Source organism: Kitasatospora sp. NPDC056446 (assembly GCF_042796115.1).
In the GTDB taxonomy this organism is placed as follows: domain Bacteria; phylum Actinomycetota; class Actinomycetes; order Streptomycetales; family Streptomycetaceae; genus Kitasatospora.
The window spans coordinates 64,058-85,298 of record NZ_JBHTRF010000005.1 but is presented as its reverse complement, the minus strand read 5'-3'; the positions used below and the strand labels follow the sequence as shown (position 1 = coordinate 85,298).

Sequence of the window (21,241 nt, the reverse complement as noted above, 5' to 3'; positions counted from 1 at the left end):
GGGTCGGTAACCGGTCAACCCCCGTGCTCCGGCCGCCAGCGAGGCCCGCATTCCCTGACCCTCAGTCATCACCGCAGGTGCCCCTGGGCATCGGCGCCTTCTGCTGGAGAACCGAAGTTGAGCGCGACCGGATGGATCAGAGAGCGGTTCGCCGGGCCGGTCCCGGCACCCGCTCCGGGCGCGACCGGCACCTGGCCGAGGACGGCGCTGGCACTGCCGTTCATCGTCATGGCGCTGATCGTCGTCCTCGACTACCTCAGTGGCACCGGGGTGACGGTCGAACCCGCCCTCACCGCCGTGCCCGCGCTGGCCGCCGTGGTCAGCCGCCGCACCTGGTACCCGTTCGTCATCGGCCTGTGCACCGAGGCGGCGGCCTTCCTGATGGCCTTCCGCAGCGACACGCTCGGCTCGTCGGTGCACGCCGCCAGCGTCATCGCCGTCCTGCTCGTCGCCGCGATCGGCTGGGTCAGCGCCACCCTGCGGCTGCGCCAGGAACGGGCGCTCGCCGACGCCCAACTGGTCGCCTCGATCGCCCGCCGGGTCCTGCTGCGGCCCGTCCCCGAACGGGTCGGCACCGTCCGCGCCGCCGTCCACTACGAGGCCGCCGCCGCGCACGCCCGCATCGGCGGCGACCTCTACGAGGTGGTCAACACCCGGCACGGCGTCCGGGCCGTGGTCGGGGACGTACGCGGCAAGGGCCTCGGCGCGGTCGAGACGGCCGCCGCCGTGCTCGGCGCCTTCCGCGAGGCCGCCCACCAGGAGCCCGCGCTGGACCGGGTGGCCGGCTGGCTCGCCGACAGCCTCGACCGCGCCCTGCACGAGAACGACCACCCCGGCGTGGAGGAGGAGTTCGTCACCCTGGTGCTGATCGGCGTCGGGCCCGACGGCGCCGCCGAGATCGTCAACTGCGGCCACCCCGCGCCGCTGCTGCTGCGCGGCGGCCGGGTCAGCCCGCTCGAACTCGCCGAGACCGTCCCCCCGCTGGGCGTCCTCGACCCGGCCGACGTCCGCCCCCCGGTCCACCGGGTGGCCCTCCAGGGCGAGGACCGGGTGCTGCTGTTCACCGACGGGGTGATCGAGGCCCGCGACCGCGCGGGCGCCTTCTACCCGCTCGCCGAACGCTTCCCGCGCTGCGCCGACGGCCGCCCCGCCGACATCCTGCAACGCCTGCACGAGGACGTGGTGCGGCACGTCGGCCGCCAACTCGGCGACGACGCGGCCATGCTGCTCCTGCAGTACGACCCGGCGCCGCCGACCGTCCACGTCCCCCAGCAGGCCGGGATCCTCACCCGCCACCAGTAGCGCGCCGCCGGGCCGCCTCTCCGTTCGCTAGAGCGACACCTCGACCAGCAGCGGCCGGTGGTCCGACACCTCCGTGCGCGGCGCCGAGGCCGGGCCCACCGCCGTGCGCGGCACCCCGGCCGCCAGCACGTGGTCGAACTGCACCGCCGGCCGGTGCGAGGGGTACGTCGGCGTGCGCGCCAGGTCGTACCAGCCGTGCAGCCGCGGCCTCGGCTCGCGCACCCGGCGCCGGCGCGGCTCGGCCAGCTGCGGCCGGGCCCGCCGGGCCGCCCGCAGCTCCCGCACCCGGGCCCGCGGCGCGGTGCGCTCCAGCGCCGCCGCCCCGCCGAGCACCGTCCGCGGCACCGCCCCGACCAGGTTGAAGTCACCCAGCACCAGGTACGGCTGCGGCAGGTCCGCGATCCACCGCCGGATGCCCGCCAGCTGCGCCATGTTCCAGCCCGGCACGAACGACAGGTGCGCCGCCACCACGGTGAACGGCCCGCGGTCGCCCTCCAGTACCGCCGCCAGCGCCGCCCGCGGCTCGTCCGGCACCTGGGTCAGCCCGCGCCGCCCGGCCACCCGCAGCGGCAGCCCGAACGGCGCCGGGGCGAAGCGCCGGGCCCGCCAGTGCCGTACCGGCAGCCGGGTCAGCAGCGCCGTACCGTACGAGGGCGGGGCGCCGTCGCCGACCTCGCCCGGCCCGTACACCCGCAGGCCGTTCGGCCCGGACGGCTCCGGCACCCAGCCCGCGACCGCCGCCGGGCTGCCGTGCAGCGCGGCGGCGAAGCGCCAGTCCTTGGCGCCCATCGCCGCCGCCGCCACCGCCGCCTGGTCGGTGCCGCCGGAGCGCGCCTGGTGCCGGTCCACCTCCTGCAGCGCCAGCACGTCCGCGTCCAGCGCGGCCACCGCCGCGGCCAGCGGTCCGCCGGGGTCGGCCGGGTAGGGCCGTGGCGCGCCGTCCTGGGCGAGCGGCTGACCGTGCAACAGGTTGAAGGTGGCGATGCGCAACTGGCTCACACCGCACGACGGTACCCGTTCGTCCGCCGAGGGGGCGCCGCTTGAGGCGGTAGGGCATACCGGGTATACATACTCGGTATGTCCATCCGTCACGGTCTGCTCGCCCTGCTCGACCAGGGCCCGCGCTACGGCTACCAGCTGCGCACCGAGTTCGAGGCGCGCACCGGCGCCACCTGGCCGCTCAACGTCGGGCAGGTCTACACCACCCTGTCCCGACTGGAACGCGACGGCCTCGTCGAGGCGGCCGGGGAGGACGAGGAGGGCCACCAGTTCTACGCCGTCACCGACGCCGGCCGCACCGAACTGCGGACCTGGTTCGACACCCCGGTGCCCCGGACCAACCCCCCGCGCGACGAACTGGCCATCAAGCTCGCCATGGCCGTCACCGTCCCCGGCGTCGACGTCTCCGGAGTCGTCCAGGGCCAGCGCCGGCACAGCATCAAGGCGCTCCAGGACTACACCCGGCTCAAGGGCCGCGCCCTCGCCGGCGAACCCCGGCCCGGCACGGTGCCCTCCGCGAGCAACGACCTCGCCTGGCTGCTCGTCCTCGACCAGCTGATCTTCCAGACCGAAGCCGAGATCCGCTGGCTCGACCACTGCGAGACCCGCCTCGCCCAGCAGGCCGAGACCCTTCAGGCCCGCAACGCCGAGGCGGCCCGCGACGGCGGCGCCGCGCCCGCCAAACGCGGGCGCCGCATGCGCGCCTGAGCACTCCCGCCACCGACACCGCGGAACCGGTCGGTCACCGCACCGCGGGACCACCGAACCACCGAACCACCGGCCCGGGCTCCCGACCCCGGGCCGACACCCAGCACAAGGGGGGAATCGTGTCCCACACCCGAGAAGACCGGCAGACGCCGGTGCTGCACCTGGAGAACGTCACCCGCGTCCACGGCCACGGCGCAGCCGAGGTCCAGGCCCTGCGCGGCATCGACCTCAAGGTCCACCCCGGCGAGTTCGTCGCCGTCATGGGCCCCTCCGGCTCCGGCAAGTCGACCCTGCTCACCCTCGCCGGCGGCCTCGACACCCCGAGCAGCGGCCAGGTCCTGGTCGAAGGCGTCGGCCTCGGCGACCTCAACCGCAAGAAGCTCGCCCAGGTCCGCCGCCGCTCCGTCGGCTACGTCTTCCAGGACTACAACCTGATCCCGGCTCTGACCGCCGCCGAGAACATCTCGCTGCCGCGCGAACTCGACGGCCTCTCCGCCCGCGCCGCCCGCCGCGAGGCCCTCACCGCGCTGGAGGAACTCGGCATTCCCGAGCTCGCCGACCGCTTCCCCGACGACATGTCCGGCGGCCAGCAGCAGCGCGTCGCCATCGCCCGCGCCCTGATCGGCGACCGCCGCCTCGTCCTCGCCGACGAACCCACCGGCGCCCTCGACTCCACCACCGGCGAGGCCGTCCTCGCCGTCCTGCGCGCCCGCTGCGACGCCGGCGCCGCCGCCATGATGGTCACCCACGAGGCCCGGCACGCCGCCTGGGCCGACCGCGTGGTCTTCCTGCGCGACGGCCGCATGGTCGACGAGTCCGTCAGCCAGGACGCCGCCAGCCTGCTCGTCAGCGCCGCCACCAACAGCATGAAGGTGGACGAGTGAAGCTCAGCGCCTGGCGGGTCGCCCTGCGCATGGCCCGCCGTGACGCCCTGCGCGCCAAGGGCCGCAGCGCCCTGGTGATCGCGATGGTCGCCCTGCCCGTCCTCGGCGTCACCGGCGCCGACGTGGTCTTCCGCAGCGCCGACCTCACACCCGCCGAACGCGCCGTCCGGGTCATGGGCCAGGCCGCCGCCGAACTGCAGCTGGTCGAACGCGGCGCCACCGTCAAGCAGGCGCCCGACCCCGACAAGGGCCTCACGACCAGGAACGCCACGGACGACGCCAAGGACGGCGCCGCCCCCCAGCACACCCCCGAGCAGCAGCGCTCCCTGGACACCGAGCCCGCCGAACTGGCCCGCGGGCTGCTCCCGGCCGGCGCCGTCCTGATCCCCGACCGCCAGGGCCCGTACACCGCGGCGAGCAGCGCCGAAGGCCTGCTCAGCACCCGCGTCAGCGAGGCCGACCTCGCCGACCCGGTCTGGAAGGGCCGCGTCGACCTGGTCAAGGGCCGCGCCCCCGCGAACGACCGCGAGGCCGCCGTCACCCCCGAGTTCCTCAAGCGCTCCGGCCTCGCCATCGGCGGCACGACCGCCGTCCGAGGCCTGGAATCCGCCCCCTTCACCATCACCGGCGTCTACGAGTACCCCGGCGAACTGACCGCCACCGAGATCATCGCCCGCCCCGGCACCCTGATCGACCGGCTCGCCCAGAGCCCCGGCGCCACCCGCGGCCCGGGCGCCGGCGCCGGAGCACCCACCCACTGGCTGGTCACCCTCCCCGGCGGCGCCGGCCTCGACTGGCACCGGGTCACCGAACTCAACAAGTACGGCTTCGGCGTCACCTCCCGCGCCGTCCTGATCGACCCGCCGGCCCGCGCCGACGTCCCCTACTACGTCGACTCGGACCGCCAGGGCTCCGGCGGCAACTACTTCGACAAGACCTCCGTCGTCATCCTCGCCACCGTCGTCGGCATGGCCCTGCTGGAGATCGTCCTCCTCGCGGGCCCCGCCTTCGCCGTCGGGGCCCGGCGCTCCCGGCGGCAGCTCGGCCTGCTGGCCGCCGCCGGCGGTGACCGAGCAAACGTGCGCGCCGTCGTCCTCGGCGGCGGCATCGTCCTCGGCGTCACCGGCGCCGTCGTCGGCCTCGGCCTCGGGATCGGCCTGGTCGCCCTGCTGCGCACCCAGGCCGAGCACTACTCCGGCCAGCGCTTCGGCCACTTCGCCCTCCAGCCGCTCGACCTGTTCGGCGTGCTGCTGGTCGGCCTGGTCACCGGCCTGCTCGCCGCCGTCGTCCCCGCCGTCCAGGCCTCCCGCCAGGACGTCGTCGCCGCGCTCACCGGCCGCGACTCGCTCAAGCCGCCGAGCCGCAGGCTCGCCGTGCTCGGCCTGCTGATGCTCGGCGGCGGCGCCGCCCTCGCCCTGTTCGGCGCCACCAGCGGCTTCGGCAACCGCAGCCTCGCCGTCCTCGGCGGCTCGGCGGTCGCCGAACTCGGCATGGTCGCGCTCACGCCCTACCTGGTCGGCCTGTTCGGCCGGCTCGGCCGCTGGATGTCGCTCGGCCCCCGGCTCGCCCTGCGCGACTCCGTGCGCCACCGCGGCCGCACCGCGCCCGCCGTCGCCGCCGTCATGGCCGCCGTCGCCGGCTCCGTCGCCGTCGGCGTCTACACCGCCAGCTTCGAGGAGCAGTACCGGCGCGAGTACGTCGCCCACGGGCCCGCCGGCTCCGTCCTGCTCGGCACCGGCTGGCTGTCCGACGTCGACGCCAAGATGCTGCCGCAGATGCGCGAGGCCGTCGAACGCAGCGTCCCCGACCTCGGCACCCGGGCCGACGTCCAGAGCATCCGCTACAAGGGCGACTGCTCCGACGGCGGACCCTGCGGCTACGTCAGCGTCGAGCTGCCGAAGGAGGCCCGCTGCCCCGTCCTGTCCAACAACGGCGAGATCAGCCCCGCCGAGGCCGAACGGATCCTGTCGACCGACAAGCGCTGCCAGACCAACACCCGCCGCGGCAACCCGTACACCTCGCTGGTCGGCGGCGACGCCACCCTGCTGCGCAACCTCTACGGCGTCACCGACCCGGCCGCCGGACAGGCGCTGGCCGCCGGGAAGGCCGTCGTCTTCGACGCCAGGTACCTCAAGGACGGCAAGCTCGCCGTGCAGTACACCGACCCGGTCGACTACAGCACCAGCGGTCCGGCCCGCAGCCGGCCCGCCCCCAACGAGATCGCCGTCGACGCGGTCCTCGCCGACGCCTCGGTGTCCGCCTCCGGCCAGGCCGTGATCAGCCAGGCCACCGCCGCCAAGCTCGGCTTCACCGCCACGTCCGCCGGCTCGGTCTGGCTGCCCTCCTCGGCGCCCTCCGACGGCTCCGAGCAGAAGGCGACCGGCGAACTCGCCAAGATCAGCGACCGCCAGCTCCTCACCGTCGAGCGCGGCTACCAGAGCCCCGCCGACCTCATCTCCCTCGGCCTGACCGTCTTCGCCGGCCTGGTCGCCCTCGGCGCCGCGGGCATCGCCACCGGACTGGCCGCAGCCGACTCCCAGCGCGACCTGACCACCCTCGCGGCGGTCGGCGCCGAACCCCGCATCCGGCGCACGCTGTCGGGCTTCCAGTGCGGCGTGATCGCGGGCATGGGCTCCCTGCTCGGGGTGGTCTGCGGCATCGTGCCCGGCGTGGCGCTGCGCAAGGTCGAGGCCTCCGCCAGCAGCTACGCCGGCATCAGCCCCGAGGAACTGGCCAACCGGGCGACCCTGGTCTTCCCGTGGCCCACCATCGCCGCCACCGTCGTGCTGCTCCCGGTGCTCGCGGCCTGCCTCGCGGCGCTGCTCACCCGCTCGCGGATCACCCTGCTGCGCCGCTCGGCCTGACCCCGCACCCGGGCTCCGTCACCTCCGGGCCCGCCCTCCGCCACCCCCGTCCGCGCCCCGGCCGCGGCGGGGGTGACGGACGTTACAGCCCTAGGGGCGCCCGGCAGCCGGACGGCCGGGGCGGGCACCCGCACGGGCGAACTACAGTCGTCGGTATGACGAGAACTCCGGACAGCGCCGTCCGCTCCTACATCGACCGGCACCAGGCGGCCTTCCTGGCCGACCTCTCCGAGTGGCTGGCCATCCCGTCGGTCTCCGCCGACCCGGCCCGGGCCGGCGATGTGCGGCGCTCGGCGGAGTGGCTCGCGGCCAAGCTGCGCGACACCGGCTTCCCGGTCGCCGAGGTGTGGGAGACCGACGGCCTGCCGGCGGTGTTCGCCGAGTGGCCCTCCGGGGACCCGTCCGCGCCGACCGTGCTGGTCTACGGGCACCACGACGTGCAGCCCGCCGACCGGGAGGACGGCTGGGACACCGAGCCGTTCACCCCGACCGTGGTCGGCGGCCGGCTGTACGCGCGCGGCGCCGCCGACGACAAGGGCCAGGTGTTCTTCCACACCCTCGGCGTGCGCGCCCACCTGGACGCGACCGGCCGCACCGCGCCGGCCGTCAACCTCAAGCTGCTGATCGAGGGCGAGGAGGAGTCCGGCTCGCCGAACTTCCCCGACCTGGTCCGCCGCGAGGCCGGCCGGCTGGCCGCCGACGTCGTGGTCATCTCCGACACCGGCATGTGGTCCGCGACCACGCCGACCGTCTGCACCGGCATGCGCGGCCTGGCCGACGCCCAGATCGACCTGTTCGGGCCGGACACCGACATCCACTCCGGCTCGTTCGGCGGCGCCGTCCCCAACCCGGCCCAGGTCGCGGCCGAGCTGGCCGCCGCCCTGCACGACGCCGACCGCAGGGTGGCCGTCCCGGGCTTCTACGACGGCGTGGTCGAGCTGACCGAGCGTGAGCGCGAGCTGTTCGCCGAGCTGCCCTTCGACGAGGAGCAGTGGCTGCGGGTCGCCAAGTCGTACGGCACCCGCGGCGAGGCCGGCTACTCCACCCTGGAGCGGGTCTGGGCGCGCCCGACCGCCGAGGTCAACGGCATCTGGGGCGGCTACACCGGGCCCGGCGGGAAGACCATCGTCCCCGCGTCGGCGCACCTCAAGCTGTCCTTCCGGCTGGTCGCCGGGCAGGAGGTGGACAAGGTCCGCGAGGCCGTGCGGGCGTGGGTGGCCGAGCGGGTGCCCGAGGGCATCCGGTACGAGCTGGTCTTCCCGGGCGCGACCCGGCCCTGCCTGACCCCGCTGGACCACCCGGCGCTGCAGTCCACCGTCCGCGCGATGGGCCGGGCCTTCGGGCAGAAGATCCTGTTCACCCGCGAGGGCGGCTCCGGCCCCGCCGCCGACCTCCAGGACGTGCTGGGCGCGCCGGTGCTGTTCCTCGGCGTCTCGGTGCCCTCGGACGGCTGGCACTCGGTCAACGAGAAGGTCGAGCTGGACCTGCTGGCCAAGGGCGTGGAGACCGCCGCGTACCTGTGGGGCGACCTGGCCGAGAACTTCCGCCCCGGTGCGTGAGCGCGCCGTCGCACCCGAGGCAGTCAGATCACTCATCCGGATGATTCACCACGTGGGGATGGAACGACGTGAGCACCGTGCCTGAGACCGAGCGCCCGCCGCACCTGGCACTGGCCCGGGCCGGCGTCGACCGGGCGGCCGAGCACCGGTTCGACGAGCCCTGGCTGGCGGCGGCCTGGAGCCACCCGAACACCCGGGTGCTGCCGATCGCCGGCGGCGAGGCCTTCGTGGTCGACACCGCGCAGGGCACCGAACTCGTGCTGCTGCCCTCCTTCGAGGCGCCGCAGACCGGGGACCGCTACTTCCTCGGCACCGACGGGGACGGCGTCTCGTACTTCGCGCTGGCCGGCGAGAGCCTGCCCGGGCGGCTGGACGGCGACGCCCGTCCGGCCGGGCTGCGCGAGGTCGGCGCGATGCTGTCCGACCGGGACGCCGGGCTGCTGGTGCACGCCGTGGCGCTGGAGCACTGGCACCGGCTGCACAGCTTCTGCTCGCGCTGCGGGCACCCGACCGAGAAGGCCGGCGCCGGGCACGTGCGGCGCTGCACCTCCTGCGCGGCCGAGCACTACCCGCGCACCGACCCGGCGGTGATCATGGTGATCACCGACGACCGGGACCGCTGCCTGCTCGGCCGCCAGGCGCTGTGGCCCGAGGGCCGCTGGTCGACCCTGGCCGGCTTCGTCGAGCCGGGGGAGTCGATCGAGCAGGCGGTGGCCCGCGAGGTGCACGAGGAGGCGGGCGTCCAGGTCGGCGAGGTGCGCTACGTCGCCAGCCAGCCCTGGCCGTTCCCGTCCAGCCTGATGCTCGGCTTCACGGGCAAGGCACTGCCGGGCGGCACCGAGATCACCGTGGACGGGGAGGAGCTGGCCGAGGCGCGCTGGTTCTCCCGCGAGGAGCTGCGGGCCGGGATGGCGGCGGGCGAGATCCTGCCACCGTCCGGCATCTCGATCGCGCGGCACCTGGTCGAGCTCTGGTACGGCGAGCCGCTGCCGTCCTCGGCGCGCTGGTAATCCGGTACGGAGGATTCCGAGAAAGGGGGCGCGCGGCTTAAGTCGTGCGCCCCCTTTTTTCTTTCCAATCCCTTCCCGAATTCCGCACGACCGGCTGTTCGTGTCCGGACGGGCCAGTTCTGCTACCGGGAGGCACCCGCAGGGCCCGGCCGCCGACCCGCGCGGACGACATTGCCGGAAACGGCTGAAACCGCGTCACCGCGCTCGCTACATTCACTCGGGTGACAATCCCCCGGGGCACCGCCCAATCCCCCAAATACCAGCGCCTCGCCGCCGACCTCCGCCGTCGGATCGCCGAGGGCGAGTTCACCGCCGACGCCGCCCTGCCGGTCGAGAGCGAACTGGAGCGCCAGTACGGCGTCGCCCGCAACACTGTCCGCCTCGCCGTCGACGTCTTGGTCAACGAGGGCCGCCTGGTCCGCCTCCAGGGCAAGGGCACGTACCTGCGCGAACACCCCGTCCTGGACCACCGCGCCTACGGGCCCACCCTCGCCCCCGCGCCGCGTGACTGCCTGGCCGCGCCCTCCGCGGTCTACCTCGGCGAGGCCGCCGAAGCCGGGCGTGAACTCGGCACCGACTTCGAGATGATGATCGTCCGGGCCCGGGTCGACATCGCCGAACGCCTCGGACTGCGCCCCGGCGAGGCCATCGTGGTCCGCCGCCAGCTGCGGCTGCTCGATCGCGAGCCGTACTCCATCGAGGAGAGCCACTACCGGGCCGGCCTCGCCGCCGGCACCCCGCTGATGGAGCCCGACCCCGTCGAGGGCGGGGACGAGGCCGTCCTCGCCGCCCTCGGACGCACCGAGATCGGCGCCGTCGACCACCTCGTCGCCCGGATGCCCGGCCCCGAGGAGGCCCAGTGGTTCCAGGGCGGCCCGGGCGTGCCGCTCGTGGTGCAGACCCGCGTCACCTACGACCGGCGCGGGCCCGTCCGGGTCATCGAGACCCGCTACTCCGCCGACCGCAGCCGGCTCGTCTACGGCGTCGGCGACCTCGGCGCGCGCACCACCCTGCCCGCGCCCGCCGCGCCCGTCGACCCCGCCCGGGCCGACGCGACGTGACGTGACGCGCACCGGCCCGGGCGGCCCGGCCGGGCTCAGGCCGCCAGGGCCTTCTTCACCTGGAGCAGGCTCGGGTTGGTCATGACCACCCGCTCGCCGCCGCCCACCGGCGTCACCAGCACCGTCGGCACCGTCTGGTTGCCGCCGTTCACCGACTCGACGAAGGACGCCGACGCCGGGTCCTCCTCGATGTTGATCTCGGTGTAGCCGATGCCTTCACGCTCCAGCTGGCTCTTGAGTCGGTTGCAGTACCCACACCAGGTCGTGCTGTACATCGTCACGGTGCCGGACATCGAGGGGGCTCCTTCGAAAGAGAGGTGCAAGCGGTCTCCGGAGGGAACGTCCACCGGACGGCGGGCATTCCGGCCCTCCATCGACCGTGCTGCGAAGCGATCATCCTGCGATCACACCGGGCCTGTGGACAACCCCGCCCCCGTTGTCCCACCGGGCTGAGAGGATGGAACGCATGCAGGAAGACCTCTTGAGCGGCAGCCCCTACGACGGCCCCCACGGCTCCCCCTGGGCCGACCCCGGCGCCGCCACGGGCCCGGACGCCGTGCTCGCCGGGCTCGACCCCGAACAGCGCGCCGTCGCCACCGCCCTGCACGGCCCCGTCTGCGTCCTCGCCGGCGCCGGCACCGGCAAGACCCGCGCCATCACCCACCGCATCGCCTACGGCGTGCGCAGCGGCGTCTACCACCCCCAGCAGGTCCTCGCCGTCACCTTCACCGCCCGCGCCGCCGGCGAGATGCGCGGCCGCCTGCGCGAACTCGGCGTCGACGGCGTCCAGGCCCGGACGTTCCACTCCGCCGCCCTGCGCCAGCTCCAGTACTTCTGGCCCCGCGCCGTCGGCGGCCCCGTCCCCCAGCTCCTCGAACGCAAGGTCCAGCTCGTCGCCGAGGCCGCGGGCCGCTGCGGCCTGCGCGTCCAGCGCACCGAACTGCGCGACCTCACCGCCGAGATCGAGTGGGCCAAGGTCACCCAGACCGCCCCCGAGGACTACCCCGCCGCCGTCGCCAAGTCCGGCCGCGAGGCCCCCCGCGACCCGGCCGAGACGGCCCAGGTCTACCGCGTCTACGAGGAGACCAAGAGCCGCCGCGGGAACATCGACTTCGAGGACGTGCTGCTGCTCACCGCCGCCATCCTGGAGGACCGCCCGGACATCGCCGACCAGGTCCGCTCCCAGTACCGGCACTTCACCGTCGACGAGTACCAGGACGTCTCCCCGCTCCAGCAGCGCCTGCTCGACCGCTGGACCGGCCCCGACGGCGGCACCAGCCTCTGCGTCGTCGGCGACGCCAGCCAGACCATCTACTCCTTCACCGGTGCCACCCCCGACTACCTGCTCGGCTTCCGCACCCGCCACCCCGACGCCACCGTCGTCAAGCTCGTCCGCGACTACCGCTCCACCCCCCAGGTCGTCCACCTCGCCAACGGGCTGCTCTCCCAGGCCCGCGGCGAAGCGGCCCGCCACCGCCTCGAACTCGTCTCCCAGCGCGAGGCCGGCCCCGAACCCGGCTACACCGAGTACGAGGACGAACCCACCGAGGCCGAGAACACCGCCCGCCGGATCAAGGACCTGCTCGCCACCGGCGTGCGCGCCAGCGAGATCGCCGTCCTCTTCCGCACCAACGGCCAGTCCGAGGTCTACGAGCAGGCCCTCGCCGACGTCGGCGTCCCCTACCAGCTCAAGGGCGCCGAACGGTTCTTCGAACGCCCCGAGGTCCGCGACGCCGGCGTCCTGCTGCGCGGCGCCGCCCGCGCCGCCTCCGACCCCCTCACCGACGGCGCCCCCGACCTCCCCGGCCAGGTCCGCGCCGTCCTCGCCACCCGCGGCTTCACCCCCGAGCCCCCGGCCGGCTCCGGTGCCGTCCGCGACCGCTGGGAGTCCCTCGCCGCCCTCGTCCGCCTCGCCGAGGAGTTCGAGCGCACCCGCACCGCCGCGGGCCAGGACACCGACCTCGCCGCCTACGTCGCCGAACTCGACGCCCGCGCCGCCGCCCAGCACGCGCCCGCCGTCGAAGGCGTCACCCTCGCCTCCCTGCACGCCGCCAAGGGCCTCGAATGGGACGCCGTCTTCCTCGTCGGCCTCACCGAGGGCACCATGCCGATCATCTACGCCAAGACCGACGAACAGGTCGAGGAGGAACGCCGGCTGCTCTACGTCGGCGTCACCCGCGCCCGCAAGCACCTCGCCCTCTCCTGGTCCCTCTCCCGCTCCCCGGGCGGCCGCGCGAGCCGCAAGCCCAGCCGCTTCCTCGACGGACTGCGCCCCGGCTCCACCGCACCCGGCGCGCGGACCGGCGCGCGCGGCGGACGCGGGGGCGTCGAGCCCGGCGAGCGCTCCGCCGGCCGGCGGGTCCGCGGACCGGTCAAGTGCCGGGTCTGCGACAAGGTGCTCACCGAGGCCGTCGAACGCAAGCTGCGCCGCTGCGAGAGCTGCCCGTCCACGATGGACGAGGGGCTCTACGAGCGGCTGCGCGAGTGGCGCGCCGGGCAGGCCAGGAAGCAGGGCGCCCCGGCGTACGTGGTGTTCACCGACGCCACGCTCATGGCGATCGCCGAGGACGTGCCGTCCAGCCGCCAGGAACTGGCCTCGATCTCCGGGGTCGGCGCGATGAAGCTGGACAAGTACGGGGCCGCCGTGCTCTCGTTGTGTGCGGGGGAGGAGCCCGAGGAGGATCCGGACGGCGTCGAGGACGACGGTTCGGTCGATCCGGCGTGAGCCGGCACGGGCGCGGTCCAGGGGACTGCTCGGGGGACTTCGAAACCGGCTGTCGGACGCGCCGTGGAAACCGCCGCGAAAAATAGTTTGCGCGGCGTACCAGGAGCGCAATAGCCTGCCGGGGCGGTCAAGGGGACGCGATCGCACGGGGTCACACCTGTGCCGATACTCCCCGGGCCCACAGCTGTACCGAGACAGACATCCGAACATTCGGAGCCGGGGAAACCTGGCTCCGCGAGACGCCGAGAGGAGGCGAAGACAGTGGGAAACATCATGATCACCAAAATGACTGGCCAGACCGTTGTCGCTGCCTCCCTGCGTGCCGCCCGTCTGCGGGCGCTCGCCGAGCTCGGTGGAACCGGTCTGGGTCTCGACACCACCGGTGTCTCCCTCGCCCCCGTTGTCAGTGGTCCCGGACACACTGATCTGTGCCTCACGGGCAACAGGAGCGTCGAAGGCACCTCTGTCGAGACCGGTCTGTCCCGTGACTGGGCGTCGGTCGGCACGTCGCGCTCCGAGCGCGATGAGCGACCGACCCAGGCACCGAAGGCGGCCGTAGCCGCTGCCATTCATGGCGGCTATGCGCAGGTCATCGGTGCCGGACACCCGCAAAAGCAGGACGAGCAGCTGATCAACCAGGCCATGGCCGCCTTCAACGGCGCCAAGGTCATCCGGATGTGGGCCTTCCGCGGCCCCGAACCCTGGAGAGAACGAACCTGAGCCAGCTCAGGTCGGCACCTCCAGGGCCGCGGAACCCGTCACCACCGGGATCCGCGGCCCTTCTGTTTTGTCCGGTACGCAAGACCACCCAGGCCCTCCGGGGCCTCCGGCCCAGCACCACCAGTCCACTGGGCCGGAACCACTGAGAAGACGAGGAAGACGCCCACAGTGTCCACGGTCATCACGCCGCCCACCCCGTCCGTACCGCCGACAAGCCAGATCACCAAGGCCGACCAGGCCGACCCCCCGGAGGTTCCTTCCATGCAGATCAGCTCCATCGAGCAGGCCGAGTCGCTCGGCCTCCCCATCCCGTGCCGCGCCTTCGACCCTGAGGTCTTCTTCGCCGAGACGCCCGCCGACGTCGAGTACGCGAAGTCCCTCTGCGGCACCTGCCCGGTGAAGGACGCCTGTCTGACCGGCGCCCTGGAGCGGCGTGAGCCGTGGGGCGTCTGGGGCGGCGAGCTGTTCGTCCAGGGCGTCGTCGTGGCCCGCAAGCGGCCGCGTGGCCGTCCGCGCAAGACCGAGGTCATGGCGTGAACCCCGCCGACCAGGCCAGGGCCTTCAGCCGGGGAGAGCAGCCCCCGCTGGACAGCGCCCTCCGCCGATCCGTGCGGATCGCCGCCGCCAAGGCCGACGCCGCAAGCCGTACCCCATTCCCGAGCACGCACCACGAGCAGGACCACGACATGACCCCCTCCGCCGTCGATCCCACCGCCCGCGCAGAGCAGGCCACCGAACTTCAGACCCAGAACAGGATCCTCGAGATGCAACTCCTCCACGAATCCCTGGCCCGTGCCCATATGCAAGACAGGCTCCACGAGGCCGAGAACCAACGGCTCGTCAGCCGGGTCGTCCGGGCCCGCAGGCTCAAGCAGCGGGCCGAGCGGGCCTCGCTGCGCGCCCGCAAGGCGCTCGCCGTGGCGCTGATGTAGCGCCCGCCCCCTTCGTTCCACCCCCGTCGTGCCGCAGGCCGCTCCCCTTGGTGGGGAGCGGCCTGCGGCCGTTGGCGCGGTCGGTGCGGTCGGCGTGGGTTCGGGCTGGTCGGGCTGCTCGGTGCGGGTGGTGCCGTCGGCGGCCGGGTGTGCCCGGTCAGCCCTTGGCAGTGCGGGCGGGGCCGGCGCCCTTCGGCTGCGGTGCCTCCCGTGTCTGCCGTGCCTGTGGTGCCTGCGGTGTCTGGCGCGGCCGGTCGGCGAACTCGGGGAGCCACTCCAGCATCTCCGCCCGGAAGGGAGCCTGGGCGCCCAGCTGGCAGAGCACCCCGATGGTGCTCAGCGTCACCCGGTGGATCAGCAGGTACGCGGGCGGCAGGTTCAGCTGCTTGCCCAGGTTGTAGGCGGGCGAGCGCGGATCGGCGATCCGGGCCGCCTGGGCGCGCATCCAGGTCCGGGTGAAGTGGAAGTTCTCCACCGCGGCCGGCTCGATGATCGGCAGCAGGTAGTCCAGCACCGCGTCCGGGTCCAGCCGGATCGAGGGCTTCACGAAGCCCTCCTCGCGCAGCATCTTCAGCACGCCGGCCGCGTCCCCGTCGAGCGCCATCCGCAGCGACGCCCCGATCGGCGCGGGCAGACCGCCCGGCAGCCGGTCGACCGTGCCGAAGTCCAGCACGCCCAGCCGCCACCCGGCCGCCGGGCCGTCGTCCTTCAGCAGCCGGAAGTTGCCCGGGTGCGGATCCGCGTGCAGCAGGCCGGTCCGGGCCGGGCCGGCGAACAGGAACCGGGCCAGCAGCTGCCCGGCGCGGTCGCGCTCCTCCTGGGTGCCGCTCGCGATCACCTCGGCCAGCGGGGTGCCGTCCATCCACTCGGTGACCAGCACCTGGTCGGCCTGGGCCACCACGCCGGGCACCACGATGTCCGGGTCGTCCGCGAACTCCTCGGCGTGCCGGCGCTGCGCCTGCGCCTCCAGCTCGTAGTCCAGTTCCTCCGAGACGCGCTCGCGCAGCTCGGCGATCAGCGGCTTGATGTCCAGCCCCGGGATCAGCGGGCCGAGCAGCCAGGCCACCCGGCTCAGCTGCGAGAGGTCCGCGAGCAGGGCGTCGCCCGCGCCCGGGTACTGCACCTTGACCGCGACCCGGCGGCCGTCGTGCCAGACCGCCCGGTGCACCTGGCCGATCGAGGCCGCGGCCGCCGGCCGGTCGTCGAACTCCCGGAACAGCCCGCGCCAGTCGTCCCCCAGCCGCTGGGCGAGCGCGGTGTGCACCTTGGCGGAGGGCATCGGGGGAGCGGCGTCCTGCAGCTTGGTGAGCGCCGCCCGGTACGGCCCGGCGACCTCCTCGGGCAGCGCGGCCTCGAAGACGGACAGCACCTGCCCGAACTTCATCGCCCCGCCCTTGAGCTCGCCGAGGACCTTGAACAGCTGGTCGGCGGTGGCCTGTTGGAGCTCGGCGGTGACCACCTCGGCGGACCGGCCGCCGATCCGCCTGCCCAGGCCGAGCGTGGCCCGGCCGGCTATCCCCAGCGGCAGGGCGGCGAGCCGTGCCGTGCGGGTCACTGCCTTGCGCGGAAGATCGCTCACCCGGGCCTCCAATCCCCTGGCCCCCCGACACCGAAGGGCCGACCATCACTAGGCCATTGTGCCCGCTCCGCGCCGCACACCAGCCGGAATTCGGCGGGCGCGGGGCGGGGAGTGCCGTTTCTTCACGGGGGAGTGGGGCGGCCCGGTCCGACGGGGCCGGTGTCAGCGGGGCAGGCGCAGGGCGAGGCCGTCCAGGACGACCTCCAGGCCGTAGGCGAACTTGCCGTCGCGGGCCTCGGCCGGGTCCTCCTTCGCGGCGGCGGTGTAGGCGGCGGAGAGGTGGTCGTAGTCGGCGGTGGCCTGGACGGCGGCGGGCATCAGGCGGGCGACGAACTCGGCCTCGGTCTCGCCGGAGCGCGCGATGGTGGTGAGCCAGGCGGCCTCGGTGGTGCTCATGCCGATGACGTAGGCGATGAGCGTCTCGATCGCCCGCGACGGATCCGGGAAGCCCGCGGCGGTGAGGAGGGTGCTCAGCCGCTCGGCGTAGGCGAGCAGGTTGGGGCCGAGGTAGGCGAGGCCGGCCTGGCCCAGCACGGAGGAAAGCCAGGGGTGACGCAGGGCCGTCGCCCGGAAGGCGTCGGCGGCCTCGACGGCGGCGGCGCGCCAGTCGGGGCTGTCGGCGGGCGGCAGGTCCATCTCGCCGAAGACCTCGTCCACCGCGAGCTCCATCAGCTCGTCCTTGGTGGCCACGTGCCGGTAGAGGGAGGTGGCGCCCGCGTTCAGGCGGGTGGCGAGCTTGCGCATGCTCAGGGCGTCGATGCCGTCCGCGTCCAGCATGGCGATCGCCTCGCGGACGATCGCGGCCCGGCTGAGGGCGGGCTGGTCGGGCTCGCGCTGCTGTCGGGCCCACACGGACGGGATCGGGTTCGTTCGGGCGGCCATCGGCGGCTCCTCCTCCTGTGTGCTGCGGGGCGCGTGCTGCGTACACCGTTCGCACTGAGCGTACAGGAGACAGGTGTTGCGCACACTGTTCCGTCATGCGTACAGTGTGCGCAGCGACGGAACGTAGTGCGCACCGGGGGAACGGTGTGCGCAGATGGGGAGGGGTGGCTGATGTCGGTCGACAACGGGAGCAGGAACAGGGCCGGGGCCGAGGCCGAGGGCGGGGCCGGGGTCGAGGGTCGCAATCCGCACCGCTGGTGGATCCTGATCGTGCTCTGCCTCAGCTCGCTCGTGCTGGTGGTCGACAGCATGGCCCTGACCGTCGCGGTGCCCTCGATGACCGCCGACCTCGGCGCGAGCGCCCAGGACACCCAGTGGATCCTCGACTCCTACGTCCTGGTCTTCGCGGGACTGCTGCTGACCTCCGGCAGCCTCGGCGACCGCTTCGGCCGCCGGAAAGTCATGATCATCGGACTGCTGCTCTTCGGGGCGGCATCACTCGCGGCGACCTTCTGTGCCAACCCGGGCGAGGTCATCGCGGCCCGGGTCGCGATGGGCGTCGGCGGAGCGCTGATCATGCCCTCGACGCTGTCGATCCTCATCACCGTGTTCGACGGGGAGGAGCGCGGCAAGGCGATGGCCGCCTGGGGCTCGGTGGCGATGCTCGGACTGGTCGGCAGCCCGGTGCTCGGCGGCGTCCTGATCGACCACTTCTCGTGGCATTCGATCTTCTTCATCAACGTCCCGGTGGTGGCGCTGGCGATCCTGGCGGGCCTGCTGCTGATGCCGGAGTCCAAGGGGCCGTGGCGCAAGCCCGACCCGCTCGGCGCGGTGCTGTCGGCCGTCGGCATGACCGCCCTGATCTGGTGGATCATCGAGATCCCGCAGCACGGCGCGTTCGCCGGCCGCGCGCTGGTCACCCTGATCGTCGCGGTGGGCGCCCTCGTCGGGTTCGTGGTGTGGGAGAACGTCACCGCCGAGCCGATGGTGCCGCTGGCGCTCTTCAAGGCCCGCGACTTCAGCGGGGGATCGCTGTCGCTGACCCTGGTGCAGATCGGCAACGGCGGACTCCTGCTGGTGCTCACCCAGTACCTCCAGTTCGTGCTCGGCTACTCGCCGGTCAAGGCGGGCCTGGCCTTCCTGCCGCTGGCCGTCGCGGCGCTGATCGGCAACGGGGCCGGCGCCAAGCTCGCCGCGAAGACCGGTAACCGGCCGCTGATCCTCGCCGGGATGCTCGTCATGGCCTCCTCGTTCGCGCTGCTGACCACGGTCTCGGCCGGCACCGGCTTCACCGTGCCGGCGGTCGCGCTCGGACTGCTCGGACTCGGAGCGGGTCTGGCGATGCCGGCCGCGGTGGGCGCGCTGATGGGGACGATCCCGCCGGAGCAGGCCGGCGTCGGCTCGGCGCTCAACGACACCATCCAGCAGGCGGGCGCCGCGCTCGGCATCGCGATCCTCGGCTCGCTGCTGTCGAGCGGATTCGCCGACCGGATGCCGGCCGGGACGCCGGAGCAGGCGAAGCACTCCATCGCCGGGGCGCTGGCGGTCGCCGGTGGGGACTCCGGGCTCGTCCGGACCGCCCGGGAGGCGTTCACCGGGGCGATGGCGACGACCTTCACGGTCAGCGGGATCGGCGTGCTGGCGGCGGCGCTGGTGGCCACGCTGGTGATGCGGGACCGGAAGTCGGCGGCGGGCACCGCGCCGGCCGGGGACCTGCCGGAGGGCGGGGAGGGCGCCGGGGAGGAGACCGGGAAGCCGGTGGCCGCCGTCTGAGGCCGAGCACACCGAGAAGGCCGGCGCCCCCGGGGCGCCGGCCTTCGGCGTCGTCCGGCGGGCCTCCCCCTGCTGTTCCTCGTCCTCATCTCACCCCGGTGGAAACGGCTGCCACAGGCACCCGCAGTCCGGGTGCCCGCGCAACCTCAGCCGCCGGGCCATCGCGTCACTCGCCGACACCTCGCACCACCCGTCGACGCTCGGCGGCCGACCGCCGTCCAGGTAGACCTGCACATGCAGGGCGGCCAGTCCGGCGACCGCCGTCGCCAGCGCCGTGTCACAGGCCGGTGTCCGGGCCCGCCCCGGCCCCTCGTGGGCCAGCTGCGCCAGCACCCGGGGCCAGGCCGCGTCCTCGTCCTCCCTGCGCAGCACCAGGCAGTGTCCGCACGCGGACCGCCCGGGGACCACCAGCGGCCCGACGATGCCGAACTCCTCGACCACGCCCACGTACAGGTGCGGCACCCCGGCCCGCAGCAGCAGCCGGGCCTCGTACGTCCCGCCCGCGAAGGCGCCGCTGCCGTCCCGGGGCGCGAGGACCACGAAGTCCGGTGGCGGGTCGTCGGGCCTTCGGCGCGGGGCCGGCGCCGGCAGCGGTGGACGGCCCACGGCGCGGCGCACCGCCTCCCTCGCCGCCGTCGAGCGCAGCCGCCCGATGTCCGCGGGCGGGAGCCCGGCCGGCGAGCAGTCGCCCGGTGTCACCCGGCCGCCGTCGGAGACCGTGACCGTGCCCGTCCCGCCGGCGGCGAGCACCGCCGCGACCGCCGCGCCGACCCGGCCCGCGCCGCGCACCTCGATCCGTGCGTCGGCCCGGCGGGCCAGGGCGGCCGGTGCGGCGCCCGGCCCGGAGTGGACCAGGGAGAGCGAGGCGAGGTCGGGCCCGAGCAGTTCCCGGTGCGGCTGGGGGAAGCGGGCCAGCGCCCTGTCGACCGCCTCCGCGTCGTCCAGCAGCCCGGTCTCCTCCAGCTCGGCCAGCAGTGTCTCGGCGGGCTCGCGGCCGAGCCCGATCCGTTCTCCGGCCGCCAGCAGCTCCGGCCGGTCGAGGCTGCCGTCGAGCAGCCCGAGGAACTCGCACAGCGTCTGGTCGGCGTTGCCGAGCACCCCCGCATGGCGGGTGACGGTGCCGAACTGCAGGGTTTCGGAGTCCCGCCAACTCCGGGACAGAGCGGGCTTCAGCGCGAGGCGCACGGCGATCTCCCTTCCGATCGTTTCCGGACGGCTGACCGCAGCATGCCCCATCGGGGCGACGGTGTGCCCGGGGTTATCCACAGGCCCGTGCTCATGATCAGAACATCGGTTCGCACACTCTGTGGATAACTGGACATCCCCTCGGAAGTCGGTTTCCGGACACCCGCCGTCGACTTTTCGTTCCCGATCACTCCATGAAAGATTCCGGCCATGGCAGCGGACTTCTGTCAGTGGTACCGGGTAACGTCGTGTGGCATGGCAGCCGAGCGGGACTCCCATCCACCGGCGTCGCGTCGGCGTGCCCGTGCAGCGTCCGGGTCGCAGATGGCGGCACCGAACACGCGTGGGCGCCCGGACCAGTCGGAGCAGTCGAGGCCGGCGCCGTCACAGCACCCGCCCGTCGGAGCGGCCCCGTCGGAGGCGCACGACCGCAGCCGGGTCGAGGTGCGGCGCAGCGCCCGCCGCAGTCGTACGGTCTCCGCCTACCGCGAGGGCGACCGCACCGTCGTGCTGATCCCGGCCCGGCTGTCGCACGCGGAGGAGCAGCGCTGGGTCGCGCAGATGCTGGAGAAGCTCGCCGCCCAGGAGTCCCGGCGGATCCCCGGGGACGAGGCCCTGATGGCCCGGGCCCGTGAGCTGTCGGCCGCCTATCTGGACGACCGCGCCCACCCCGTCCAGGTCCGCTGGGTCACCAACCAGAACTCGCGCTGGGGCTCCTGCACCCCGAGCGAGGGCACGATCCGCCTCTCCCACCGCCTCCAGGGCATGCCGGAGTACGTGCTGGACTACGTGCTGCTGCACGAGCTGGCGCACCTGCTGGTGCCGGACCACGGCCCGGCGTTCTGGGCCCTGCTGGAGGCCTACCCCCGGACGGAGCGGGCCCGCGGCTACCTGGAGGGTGTGGTCTCCGCCGCCCGGCTGCCGCACATCCCCGGTGCCCGGCACGCCGACCCGGGGCCGGACCCGGAGGGTTCCTGCGGTTGAGGTCGGTTGAGGTCGGTTGAGGCCGGTTGAGGCCGGCGGGAGCGTGGGGCGACGGGGAGCGGCAGGGGCCGCGA

At 74.1% G+C, this 21,241-nt stretch carries 18 protein-coding genes; 13 read left to right on the top strand and 5 right to left on the bottom strand.

Features of this window, described 5'->3' with window-relative positions; all coding sequences use genetic code 11:
- Nucleotides 1-117: 117 nt before the first annotated feature.
- Nucleotides 118-1,302, top strand: coding sequence for a PP2C family protein-serine/threonine phosphatase (locus ACFQ6N_RS05155; RefSeq protein ID WP_380646979.1), 1,185 nt, complete (start codon nucleotides 118-120; stop codon nucleotides 1,300-1,302).
- A 27-nt stretch (nucleotides 1,303-1,329) separates the two neighbouring features.
- On the opposite strand, the gene ACFQ6N_RS05150 is transcribed toward ACFQ6N_RS05155, so the two are convergent.
- A complete protein-coding gene (locus ACFQ6N_RS05150; protein ID WP_380646978.1) occupies nucleotides 1,330-2,301 on the bottom strand; it encodes an endonuclease/exonuclease/phosphatase family protein in 972 nt (323 codons plus the stop codon).
- A gap of 78 nt (nucleotides 2,302-2,379) precedes the next feature.
- On the opposite strand from ACFQ6N_RS05150, the gene ACFQ6N_RS05145 reads away from it, so the two are divergent.
- The 6 genes from ACFQ6N_RS05145 (at nucleotide 2,380) to ACFQ6N_RS05120 (ending at nucleotide 10,387) form a co-directional block, all read left to right on the top strand.
- Nucleotides 2,380-3,009: a PadR family transcriptional regulator gene (locus ACFQ6N_RS05145; RefSeq protein WP_380646977.1), complete on the top strand. Its 630-nt coding sequence runs from the start codon at nucleotides 2,380-2,382 to the stop codon at nucleotides 3,007-3,009.
- A gap of 119 nt (nucleotides 3,010-3,128) precedes the next feature.
- Nucleotides 3,129-3,893: an ABC transporter ATP-binding protein gene (locus tag ACFQ6N_RS05140; protein WP_380646976.1), complete on the top strand. Its 765-nt coding sequence runs from the start codon at nucleotides 3,129-3,131 to the stop codon at nucleotides 3,891-3,893.
- Entirely contained in the window at nucleotides 3,890-6,757 is a 2,868-nt protein-coding gene (locus ACFQ6N_RS05135) for an FtsX-like permease family protein (RefSeq protein WP_380646975.1), read from the top strand. Before ACFQ6N_RS05140 ends, ACFQ6N_RS05135 begins: the two co-directional genes overlap by 4 nt.
- Before the next feature lie 155 nt (nucleotides 6,758-6,912).
- On the top strand, nucleotides 6,913-8,316 hold the full coding sequence (locus ACFQ6N_RS05130; protein ID WP_380646973.1) for a dipeptidase: 1,404 nt from the start codon (nucleotides 6,913-6,915) through the stop codon (nucleotides 8,314-8,316).
- Between the two features lie 68 nt (nucleotides 8,317-8,384).
- Complete coding sequence (gene nudC, locus ACFQ6N_RS05125; RefSeq protein ID WP_380646972.1) at nucleotides 8,385-9,326, top strand: NAD(+) diphosphatase; 942 nt, start codon at nucleotides 8,385-8,387, stop codon at nucleotides 9,324-9,326.
- 221 nt (nucleotides 9,327-9,547) lie between these two features.
- Nucleotides 9,548-10,387, top strand: coding sequence for a GntR family transcriptional regulator (locus ACFQ6N_RS05120; protein WP_380646970.1), 840 nt, complete (start codon nucleotides 9,548-9,550; stop codon nucleotides 10,385-10,387).
- Nucleotides 10,388-10,422: 35 nt separating this feature from the next.
- Here ACFQ6N_RS05120 and ACFQ6N_RS05115 read toward each other — a convergent pair whose 3' ends face one another.
- Nucleotides 10,423-10,680: a mycoredoxin gene (locus ACFQ6N_RS05115; RefSeq protein WP_380646968.1), complete on the bottom strand. Its 258-nt coding sequence runs from the start codon at nucleotides 10,678-10,680 to the stop codon at nucleotides 10,423-10,425.
- A gap of 164 nt (nucleotides 10,681-10,844) precedes the next feature.
- Here ACFQ6N_RS05115 and ACFQ6N_RS05110 point away from each other — a divergent pair, with 164 nt between their 5' ends.
- From ACFQ6N_RS05110 to ACFQ6N_RS05095, 4 genes are all read left to right on the top strand, one after another.
- The gene (locus ACFQ6N_RS05110; RefSeq protein WP_380646966.1) at nucleotides 10,845-13,112 is read left to right on the top strand and encodes an ATP-dependent DNA helicase UvrD2; all 2,268 of its coding nucleotides are present in this window, start codon (nucleotides 10,845-10,847) and stop codon (nucleotides 13,110-13,112) included.
- A 261-nt stretch (nucleotides 13,113-13,373) separates the two neighbouring features.
- The gene (locus ACFQ6N_RS05105; RefSeq protein ID WP_380646964.1) at nucleotides 13,374-13,832 is read left to right on the top strand and encodes a hypothetical protein; all 459 of its coding nucleotides are present in this window, start codon (nucleotides 13,374-13,376) and stop codon (nucleotides 13,830-13,832) included.
- Between the two features lie 168 nt (nucleotides 13,833-14,000).
- On the top strand, nucleotides 14,001-14,369 hold the full coding sequence (locus tag ACFQ6N_RS05100; protein WP_380646961.1) for a WhiB family transcriptional regulator: 369 nt from the start codon (nucleotides 14,001-14,003) through the stop codon (nucleotides 14,367-14,369).
- Nucleotides 14,366-14,764 (top strand): hypothetical protein, encoded by a 399-nt coding sequence (locus ACFQ6N_RS05095; RefSeq protein WP_380646959.1) that lies wholly within the window; start codon nucleotides 14,366-14,368, stop codon nucleotides 14,762-14,764. The genes ACFQ6N_RS05100 and ACFQ6N_RS05095 overlap by 4 nt, the downstream gene beginning before the upstream one ends.
- A gap of 157 nt (nucleotides 14,765-14,921) precedes the next feature.
- On the opposite strand, the gene ACFQ6N_RS05090 is transcribed toward ACFQ6N_RS05095, so the two are convergent.
- The gene (locus ACFQ6N_RS05090) at nucleotides 14,922-16,343 is read right to left on the bottom strand and encodes an ABC1 kinase family protein (protein ID WP_380646957.1); all 1,422 of its coding nucleotides are present in this window, start codon (nucleotides 16,341-16,343) and stop codon (nucleotides 14,922-14,924) included.
- A 162-nt stretch (nucleotides 16,344-16,505) separates the two neighbouring features.
- Entirely contained in the window at nucleotides 16,506-17,225 is a 720-nt protein-coding gene (locus ACFQ6N_RS05085) for a TetR/AcrR family transcriptional regulator C-terminal domain-containing protein (RefSeq protein WP_380646955.1), read from the bottom strand.
- 171 nt (nucleotides 17,226-17,396) lie between these two features.
- Between ACFQ6N_RS05085 and ACFQ6N_RS05080 the strand changes: the two genes are divergently transcribed.
- Entirely contained in the window at nucleotides 17,397-18,998 is a 1,602-nt protein-coding gene (locus ACFQ6N_RS05080) for an MFS transporter (RefSeq protein ID WP_380646953.1), read from the top strand.
- A gap of 90 nt (nucleotides 18,999-19,088) precedes the next feature.
- Here ACFQ6N_RS05080 and ACFQ6N_RS05075 read toward each other — a convergent pair whose 3' ends face one another.
- The gene (locus ACFQ6N_RS05075) at nucleotides 19,089-20,183 is read right to left on the bottom strand and encodes a TOMM precursor leader peptide-binding protein (protein WP_380646950.1); all 1,095 of its coding nucleotides are present in this window, start codon (nucleotides 20,181-20,183) and stop codon (nucleotides 19,089-19,091) included.
- Nucleotides 20,184-20,507: 324 nt separating this feature from the next.
- Here ACFQ6N_RS05075 and ACFQ6N_RS05070 point away from each other — a divergent pair, with 324 nt between their 5' ends.
- Nucleotides 20,508-21,167 carry a M48 family metallopeptidase gene (locus ACFQ6N_RS05070; RefSeq protein WP_380646949.1) on the top strand — a complete coding sequence of 220 codons (660 nt, stop codon included), beginning with the start codon at nucleotides 20,508-20,510 and terminating at the stop codon, nucleotides 21,165-21,167.
- Nucleotides 21,168-21,241: the final 74 nt, after the last annotated feature.